The 8956-nt window shown below is 63.9% G+C and carries 8 protein-coding genes; 4 read left to right on the top strand and 4 right to left on the bottom strand.

Features of this window, described 5'->3' with window-relative positions; translation table 11 throughout:
- Window positions 1-156 precede the first annotated feature (156 nt).
- Both WFP39_RS03820 and WFP39_RS03815 read left to right on the top strand, forming a co-directional pair.
- Window positions 157-666: a TadE/TadG family type IV pilus assembly protein gene (locus tag WFP39_RS03820; RefSeq protein ID WP_336917808.1), complete on the top strand. Its 510-nt coding sequence runs from the start codon at window positions 157-159 to the stop codon at window positions 664-666.
- A gap of 1 nt (window position 667) precedes the next feature.
- A complete protein-coding gene (locus WFP39_RS03815) occupies window positions 668-1084 on the top strand; it encodes a TadE/TadG family type IV pilus assembly protein (RefSeq protein WP_336917807.1) in 417 nt (138 codons plus the stop codon).
- 9 nt (window positions 1085-1093) lie between these two features.
- Here WFP39_RS03815 and WFP39_RS03810 read toward each other — a convergent pair whose 3' ends face one another.
- Together WFP39_RS03810 and WFP39_RS03805 are read right to left on the bottom strand one after the other, a co-directional pair.
- Window positions 1094-1906, bottom strand: coding sequence for a class I mannose-6-phosphate isomerase (locus tag WFP39_RS03810; protein ID WP_336917806.1), 813 nt, complete (start codon window positions 1904-1906; stop codon window positions 1094-1096).
- A 205-nt stretch (window positions 1907-2111) separates the two neighbouring features.
- A complete protein-coding gene (locus WFP39_RS03805) occupies window positions 2112-4118 on the bottom strand; it encodes a TonB-dependent receptor (RefSeq protein WP_336917805.1) in 2007 nt (668 codons plus the stop codon).
- A 235-nt stretch (window positions 4119-4353) separates the two neighbouring features.
- On the opposite strand from WFP39_RS03805, the gene WFP39_RS03800 reads away from it, so the two are divergent.
- Together WFP39_RS03800 and ftsH are read left to right on the top strand one after the other, a co-directional pair.
- Window positions 4354-5592 carry a winged helix-turn-helix domain-containing protein gene (locus WFP39_RS03800; protein WP_336917804.1) on the top strand — a complete coding sequence of 413 codons (1239 nt, stop codon included), beginning with the start codon at window positions 4354-4356 and terminating at the stop codon, window positions 5590-5592.
- Window positions 5593-5699: 107 nt separating this feature from the next.
- Complete coding sequence (gene ftsH, locus WFP39_RS03795; protein WP_336917803.1) at window positions 5700-7643, top strand: ATP-dependent zinc metalloprotease FtsH; 1944 nt, start codon at window positions 5700-5702, stop codon at window positions 7641-7643.
- 76 nt (window positions 7644-7719) lie between these two features.
- On the opposite strand, the gene WFP39_RS03790 is transcribed toward ftsH, so the two are convergent.
- Window positions 7720-8448, bottom strand: a complete 729-nt coding sequence (locus WFP39_RS03790; protein ID WP_336917802.1) for a ParA family protein — start codon at window positions 8446-8448, stop codon at window positions 7720-7722.
- A 152-nt stretch (window positions 8449-8600) separates the two neighbouring features.
- Window positions 8601-8945, bottom strand: coding sequence for a DNA-directed RNA polymerase subunit omega (gene rpoZ, locus WFP39_RS03785; RefSeq protein WP_336917801.1), 345 nt, complete (start codon window positions 8943-8945; stop codon window positions 8601-8603).
- Window positions 8946-8956 lie beyond the last annotated feature (11 nt).

Raw genomic sequence — 8956 nt, 5'->3', positions numbered from 1 at the left:
CTCGCCCAAGACTGCCTCCAAAAGCCAGCCTTGAATCAGCGACCGTGTCCGCAGTCAAGCTTTGTCCACGAAGCCTAGCCGAGTGATTGCCGCATCCACCCCCTTTGAGGGCAAGGGAAAGGAAATACTAACCATCCATCGGTTAGAAATTGAAGCATGTTCAAGCATTTCCTCTCCTGCGTGCGCAAGGATGATCGCGGTGTCGCCGCGGTTGAATTTGCCTTGTGGACGACCCTGTTCTTCTTCGCGGTGATGGTGGCGCTGGATTTCGGCAGCTATTACATGCACCGCGGCAAGCTGAGCACGGCGGTGGGGGCGGCGGCGGTTTCGGCCTATAACCAACCCAACAATGTCGCCTTCAATTCGATGCAGGGCTATGTCCGTTCGCTGAGCGGGTTTCCCAACGCGACGGTGACGAACAGCTGCAATGGCGTGGCGGGAAGCTGCACCAATCTCAACCGCAGCTGCGCCTGCCTCAAGAACGACGGAACCTTTGTCGCGGCGGCCTGCAACACCAGTTGCAGCGGCAGCGGAATCACGGCGGGATCGCGGGCAGGCTATTACTACACCATCACCGCCAGCGCGCCGTTCAGCCCGATGATCATTCCCGACAGCGTGCTTGACGGCAGCACCTTGTCGCAGCGCGCCACAGTCAGGTTGAACTGAAATGCTGCGCGCGCTTCTTCGCAACGACACGGCCGCCGCGCTCACCGAATTTGCGCTGTTGGCGCCGGTCTTCTTCGTGTTCCTGTTCGGCACGATAGAGGGGGGGCGCCTGTTGTGGATGCAGCAGACGCTGGAAACCGTTGCCTATTCCACCGCGCGCTGCGCCTCGGTCAGCGCCACTTGCGGGGCGGTGCAGGGGGCCAAGCAATATGCCGTGGCGCGCGCCGCCGGTTACGGGGTAACGATTGTTACCGCCGATGTGACGGTGGAGAAAAACGTGACCTGCCGCGGCTTTCCTGCGTCCAACCGCACAAGCATTACCACTCCGATCAATTCGGTGATGGCGTCGCTGGTGCCGGTATTCCCCGAAAGCGTCACCGCCGAAAGCTGCTATCCGGTGCTGACGCCGCCCACATGATCGGGGCGATTATGCCCCGCTGTGCACAGGCGAAGCGATCAGCAGGCGCGCACCGTCGCACACGTCCACATCATCCAGCCGGTCCGCCAGTGCACATTGGCCGGGCTGCACAGAGGCACCCGCCACGCCGGCCAAGCCCGCCAGCGGAATGACAAGCAATTTGCCGTCATGCCGGCCTCGGACATTTGCGGGAAGCTGCCCGTCCACCAGATCAAGCCGGAAATGTGGCCCGTCCACCAGCGCTGCAGTGCCGTTGCAAGGCACGCGGCGACGCAGGGCCGGATCGTGCGGCATCCCGCGCGCAACCGCGATGGCTGCATCCAGATGCAATTCGCGCGGACGGCCGTAATCGAACAGGCGATAGGTGATGGCGGAATTCTGCTGAATCTCGATGATCCCGACGCCTGCACCAATCGCGTGGACGGTGCCAGCGGGAATGTAGAAAAAGTCACCCGGCGCGATATCGTGCCAGGTCAGCAAGTGCTCGATCGATCCGTCGAGCGCAGCGGCACGCATCGCCTCGGCATCAAGGGGCACATCAAAGCCGACGCCCAGTTGCGCGCCCGGCTGCGCGTCGATCACCAGCCAGCATTCCTCCTTACCCTGTCGCCCCAGCCCGGCGGCTTCGGCCTGATCGTCGTCCGGATGCACCTGCACCGACAGTTTTTCGGAGGTGAAGATATATTTTACCAGCAATTCAGGCAGTTCCGGTGGTGGTTCGAACCAGATTTCACCTATCCGCTGGCCGGGCGGGCCTTGGAACGGAGCGGGAAGGATATCGCGTCCCCAGGGCTTTTCGACCGTGATGGTGGGCAGCGGCATCAATGGGTCCTGACAGTGTCGCGTGGGAAGGCGGCCATGGTTGGCCGCGTGTCACGGTGCGCTATACCGGATCAGCGGCACAAACCCAAGCACCGGTCTGTGCGGTCAGCGAAAGAAAGGCCCGGCTGCGCCATGCAAGGCAGCCGGGCCTTCCCATCAGCTGGCAGCACCCACGCGATTGGTGCCGCCTGCCCGCAAGCTCATGTCAAAAGCGCTTGGTCACTCCCAATCGCACCTGGCGCGGTTCCACTATCCGGCTGTTGATGCCCGCAACGCCGTCGGCCGGTTCGCCGGGGAAGCGCGTTTCGTAGAAATAGGTGATGTCGCGGTCCTTGCTGTCCAATGCATTGAGCAGTTCGGCGTGGAATTCAAACCCGCCCAGCCGGCGCGGTGTCCAGGCCGCACGCAGGTTGAGCAGCACGGTGGGATCGGACCGCACCGAATTGTCCTCGATCAGCGCCGCCGGGCCGAGGTAACGCAGCCGCGCGGCCGCGTTGAATTCGCGGAAAATGGCCGACACGCCCAGCTCGCCCGCGCTGTCGAGCGCGCCGGGGAGGTAATTCTCCCCGTCAGGCAGGCCGACAAAGCGTGCGCGGCTGCCTGTCCACACTGCATCCACCGCCAGCCAGTTGTTCGGCTTCCAGAAGGCGGTCAGCTCATAGCCGCGCCGTTTGCTCGGATCGTTCGGCTCCACCGCGCCCGCGTCGCCGACATAGATCAGCTCGCTCTCGATGCTGCTCCACCAATAGACCGCGGTGAAGATCAGGCCGCCGCGTTCAAAACGCAGGCCCGCTTCCTGAAAATCGCCTTCGACAAGGCCGGGTGCCGGACTGTCGGGATTGGTGACGCCGCGCGCATCGTTTGAATGGAAGCCTTCGCCGTAATTGGCATAGAGCGCGATGCCGTCGGCAATCTCGACATTCGCGCCGATCTTCAGGCCCAGCGCGCTGTCCGAGACATTGCCATCCCAGCTGTCCGCACCTTCGAGTGCGCGCGTCTTGAACCCGTACCAGTCGCTGCGCACGCCGCCGATCAGCATCAGCCGGTCAATTGGTTGCCAGATCGCCTCGGCATAGGTGCCCAGCGATTTTTCATCGACCGCAAACGCGCCCACGGTGAATTCCTTCACCCCGTCAATCGTTTCATCAAGGCCGACGCGGGCAATATCGTCATACCGTCCCTCGGCCCCGACGCGCAGCGACAGCGTGTCCGAAAGCTGCGCCGTGTGTTCGATCCGCCCGCCATAGGTCCACAGGTCGCTGTATTGGCGCAGCTGGTCGCCGTTCACCGGATCGTCGAGGAAGAAGGTGAAGTTCGACAGCAATTCCCAGTCGTAACGCTGGACATAGCCGGTGATGCGCCAGCTGTCCGACTGGTAGTTCGAGGTCAGGATGTAACGCCGGGTAAAGCCGTTCTGCGTGCCGTCGAGCGTGCAATACGAATCCTCGCACAATGGCGTGCCGATCACCCGTTCGGGGATCTGTTCGGTGGGGTTCCAGCTGGCGTCGAACAGGTTGAGCGATAGCTGGAAATCGCCGTTGCCCAGCGGGGCGGAATATTTGAGCAGGCCCGAATAGGCCTCGAAATCCTCCGGCAATTCCCATGGCCCGTCATTCAGCTTGATCTGCCCCACAGCCAGCAGGTCGCCGCTACCCAGCGATACCGATCCGCCCGCGGCAAGGCGGCGGTAGCCATAGGCACCTACTTGCAGCGTGGCGAAGGGATCGAGCGTGTCATGCGTGGTGATGAAGCTCGATCCGACAAAGCTGAAATCCCCGGTGTCCGCACGGTAAGGCCCCTTGCGGTAATCCACGCGGCGCACGCTTTCGGGGATCAGGCCGTTGACATCCAGATAGCCTTGCCCGTGCCCATGGGTGCGGAAATTAAGCGGCATATCATCGACATAGACCGAATAATCGGTGCCGTGATCGAGGTTGTAACCGCGCAGGAAGAACTGGTTGGCCTTGCCCCCGCCCGAATGCTGGGTGGCGATCAGGCCGGGGGTCGATTCCAGGATCTCGCCGGGTCGCAGCAGCGGGCGCACTTCCAGATCGGCCCCGGCAAGACCGCCCTCGCTGGCGGCAGCGGCCTGCCCGATGCGCTTTTCTCCGCGGCCATAGACATAGATCACATCGCCGGTTTCCTCGTCGCGCACGATCCCGATATTGTCGGCTTCATCCTGCTGTTCGGCACGGCCGGTCTCCTGCGCCATGACGGGGTGGAGAGGCACGGCGCAGGAGAGGGCGGCCGCACTGCCCAGAAGGGCGATGCGGAGGGAGCGAGGGAGGAAGGTGGGCAACGGAACGCTTGACAATTCTCTATCCTGACTGATCTGCTTGGTGTTGCGAACGGATTGCAGGAAATGCTGCCGGGGCGGCAGGTAATTTACGGTAATCGGCCCGTTACAAGGGCGTTACACGGTTGTCACAGGGGGATCAGGAAGGCATTTGGGTACGCAGAGCGGCACCACGGATGACGCGGACTCCTTTCGGCAGGAGGTCGAACGGCTGCGCGCAGCAGGCGCGGCGGGCCATTCAGGCCGCCTGCGCGAAGTGTTCGATTATCTTGCCCAGCGCGGGCCCGATGCGGGTTCTGCCACTCAGGCCGAGATCGCGCAGCATGTGTTCCGCCAGGCCGAGCCCGATGCCGAGGATGCCACGGTGCGCGTCTATATCCACCGGCTGCGCAAGAAGCTGGAGGATCATTACCGCGCCAATCCCGCGCCGCCCGGCGCACCGATGCTGGAAATCCCATCAGGCGTTTATGCCTTGCAAATAGCGGGCACCCAGCAGGCGCAGAACGGGCCAGAGCAGGTTTCAGCCTATCTTGCCGCAGTTTCAGAAGGCCCGACTATACGCGCAATTCCGCGATCCTGGCTGGTGCTGGCGGCGCTGGCTCTGATTGCTGCCTTTGTCAGCGGGCTGATGCTCAGCCGCGCCAGCCCGCCCGCGCCCAACGCCTTGTGGCAACCCCTGATCGAATCCGACCGGCCGGTGCTGCTGGTGCTGGGCGATTATTACCTGTTTGGCGAGATTGACCCGGTGCGCCCCGAAGAAGGCCGCCTGATCCGCGATTTCCGCGTCAATTCCGCCGAAGACCTGCTGCGGATGCAGGAAGCCGATCCCGCGCGTTTCGGCATGGCCGAGGATGTGGGCCTCAATTACCTGCCCTTCCAGACTGCCTTCGCGTTGGAACAGGTGGCACCGCTGCTGGCCGCTTCGCAAAAGGATGTGCGGGTGATCGCGGCAAGCGAGCTGACATCTTCGATGCTGTCCAGCCATGATGTCGTTTATCTCGGCCTGTTGTCCGGCATGGGGTTGCTGGAGGAGATCACCTTTGCCGGCAGCACCTTGCGCCTTGGCGAGAGCTATGACGAAATCGTCGACCGCGAGACGGGGCAGGTCTGGGCCAGCGACGAGGCGCGGCGGCTCGCCTCTCCCGCCTTTTACCGCGATTACGCCTATGTCGCGCGGCTGCGTGCGCCTGGCGGGGCGCTGGTGATGGTGGTGGCGAGCGAGCGGATCACCGGCCTTCGCGGCGTGGGCGCCATCGTTGCCGCGCAGGACATCGGACGCGACCTTTCCGGGCCCGCTGCCGCGCCCGCATTCGAGGCCCTGTTCCAGGTGACAGGGCAGCAGGGGGCCGACCTTTCGGACCGGTTGATCCTCGCCCGTGCGCGGCAATAATCGCCGCCGAAATCCGCCCCGGCAGCTTAGCCGTCACCGCGGCGTTTCGTTAGCTTGCCATTCACCCAGGCGATCCTACATTGGGCGTCTGAAAGGACATTCCTGACATGAGCGACAACCGCGAACCCGAAAACACGCCCAACCCCTGGATGAAGAGCCTGATGGTATGGGGCGGCATTTTTGCCGGCCTTCTGCTGCTGGTCTCGGTATTCGGCAATTCGGGCGCACCGGCGGGAACGCAGATCACCTATTCCGATTTCCGCGCCAAGGTTGCCGAAGGTAGCGTGGACCGCGTCGAGATCGGGCCGGACAAGATCGTTGGCAATTTCGGCAATGGCGAACCCTTCACCACGGTCCCGGTGGGCAATGATCCCTCGCTCACCGCGCTGCTCGATGAAAACGGCGTCGAATATTCGGGTGCCGCAGCGCAGGAAGGCAATGTCCTACTCTACATCCTGATCCAGACGCTGCCTTTCCTGTTGATCCTGGCGGTCGCGTTCTTCGCGCTAAAGCAGGTGCAGAAAGGCGGCGGCGGCGGCGCGATGGGCTTTGGCAAGTCCAAGGCCAAGCTGCTGACCGAAAAGCAGGGCCGCGTGACATTTGACGATGTCGCCGGCATCGACGAAGCGCGTGAGGAATTGCAGGAAATCGTCGAGTTCCTGCGCGATCCGCAGCGCTTTTCCAAGCTGGGCGGGCAGATCCCCAAGGGCGCGCTGCTGGTTGGCAGCCCCGGCACCGGCAAGACGCTGCTCGCCCGCGCGATCGCGGGTGAGGCGCGCGTGCCGTTCTTCACCATTTCGGGTTCCGACTTTGTCGAAATGTTCGTGGGCGTGGGCGCAAGTCGCGTGCGCGACATGTTCGAACAGGCGAAGAAGAACGCGCCCTGCATCGTCTTCATCGACGAAATCGACGCGGTGGGCCGCCACCGCGGGCACGGCCTTGGCAATTCGAATGACGAGCGCGAGCAGACGCTGAACCAGCTCCTGGTGGAAATGGACGGGTTCGAGGCGAACGAAGGCATTATCATCATCGCCGCCACCAACCGCCCCGACGTGCTCGACCCCGCGTTGCTGCGTCCCGGCCGCTTTGACCGGCAGGTGGTGGTGCCCGTGCCCGATGTCGACGGGCGCGAGAAGATCCTGGCCGTGCACATGAAGAAGGTACCGCTGGCCCCCGATGTCAATCCGCGCGTGATCGCACGCGGCACGCCGGGCTTTTCGGGTGCAGACCTTGCCAATCTGGTGAACGAGGCGGCGCTGCTGGCTGCCCGGCGCAACAAGCGCCTTGTCGCCATGCAGGAGTTCGAGGATGCCAAGGACAAGGTGATGATGGGGGCCGAGCGCAAGTCCATGGTGATGACCGAGGACGAGAAGCGCATGACCGCCTACCACGAAGCCGGCCACGCGCTGGTTTCGGTGAACGAGCCTGCATCCGATCCCATCCACAAGGCGACCATCATCCCGCGCGGGCGCGCGCTGGGCATGGTGATGCGCCTGCCCGAACGCGACAATTACTCGTACCACCGCGACAAGATGCTCGCCAATCTGGCGGTCAGCATGGGCGGGCGCGTGGCCGAGGAAATCATCTTCGGGCACGACAAGGTGTCCTCCGGCGCCTCGTCGGACATTCAGTATGCCACCAATCTGGCGCGCAACATGGTCACCCGCTGGGGCATGTCCGAAGCGCTGGGCCCGCTGCTGTATGAAGAGGCGCAGGAAGGCTATCTGGGTTACGGCGGCAGCCAGCGCACGATGCATTCGGCCGAGACCAACAAGCTGATCGACGCCGAAATCCGCAAGCTGGTGGAAGGCGCGCACGCCCGTGCCACCGAAGTGCTCAAGTCGCAGGAAGACAAGCTCCATCTGCTCGCCAACGCGCTGCTGGAATACGAAACGCTGACCGGGGACGAGATCAATCAGCTGCTGGAGACAGGCAAGATTGACCGGCCGAGCGAGCCGAAGGGTCCGGCGGTGATCCAGCCGGTGCATGGCAGCGCGATCCCCAAGGCGGGCAAGCGCTTTGGCGGCGGGGAGGCTCCGGCAGGGGCGTAACCTTCGGCCCTGAAATCACGACAATAGGCGGGCGGGCTTTCGCGGATAGGCGGCCCGCCCGTTTGTTTTTGTGCGCTCAGCCAGCCAGCTTGCGCTCGATCGCGGTCCACAACTGGGCAAAGGCGCGCGCCGCCGGGCTGGTGGGGGCGAAATCGCCAACGGCGCGTTGCAGCACTGCACCCTGTTCCACCACGCTTGCCTGCGGGATGGCGGGCCAGGTGGGGTTCGCTGTGCGCGCCTCGCGGTGGAGGTTTCGCCTCAGGTCGAGCATCGAGAGCACAGGCAGGATCGGCGGCTGCACCTTGGACTGGGTGCGGATTTCGTGCGCCACCATTTCCAGCGCACGCGCCGAGAGCGGCGAGGGCGGCAGGGGCACGATCACCACATCGGCAGCGCGCACGACCTGCGCGCTCACTTCGCTGAGCACCGGCGGGCAATCGAGGATGATTCGATCATACCGTTTCGACAGCGCCTCGGTCATCTTGGCCAGCCGCCGCTTCTTGCCGATGCGCGCCAGCACGCTGTCCAGTTGGCGCAGGCTTTCATCGGCGGGCAGCAGGTCGAGGCGGTCGATCCCTGTTTTCCGGATCAGCCGCGCAGGATCGGCATCGCGGTCGAAGATCGATTGCGCCTCGCGCCCCGCGCGCGGCTCCACTCCGAACAGGAAGCCCGCGCCGCCCGCTGCGTCGAGATCCCACAGCAGCGTGCGCCTGCGCGAGACAGCCGCGGAAAACCACGCCAGATTGGCCGCGATGGTGGTTTTGCCCACCCCGCCTTTCACGCTGTAGACCGCGATCACTGCCATTGCCGGCCTCCTGTCATGCCTGCGCCGTGATGAGGCAGGCAGACTGCCTGTCCTGCGGCAAGAGGGCAAGTTTTGCCGGGCCGGCGCGGCGCAAAAGAAAAGGGCCGCGCCCATGCGGCACGGCCCCTTCGAAAGTCGGGTTGGATGAGCAATCAGCCGTCGTAATCGCCGCCTAGCGAACTGGTGCGCGCAGGCGCCGCCGCCGACAGGCGCATGGCCTCGGCCGACTGGCTGAGCGAGCCGATTTCGTCTGCCTCATCCTCTTCATCGGGCAGGAAGTTCTGCATCGACTGGATCAGCGCTTCCTTCAGGTCCTTGGGGCGGATCGTCTCTTCGGCGATTTCGCGCAAGGCCACCACGGGGTTCTTGTCGCGGTCGCGGTCAACGGTCAGCTCGGCGCCGCCCGAAATCTCCCGCGCACGCTGGGCAGCCAGCAGGACGAGATCGAAACGGTTGGGAACCTTGTCGATACAATCTTCGACGGTAACGCGCGCCATAGGGGCACTCC

It is taken from the genome of Alteraurantiacibacter lauratis (genome assembly GCF_037154155.1).
Lineage (GTDB): Bacteria > Pseudomonadota > Alphaproteobacteria > Sphingomonadales > Sphingomonadaceae > Alteraurantiacibacter > Alteraurantiacibacter lauratis.
Note: the sequence above shows the minus strand (reverse complement) of the source record. Positions and strands in the feature narration are given on the sequence as shown.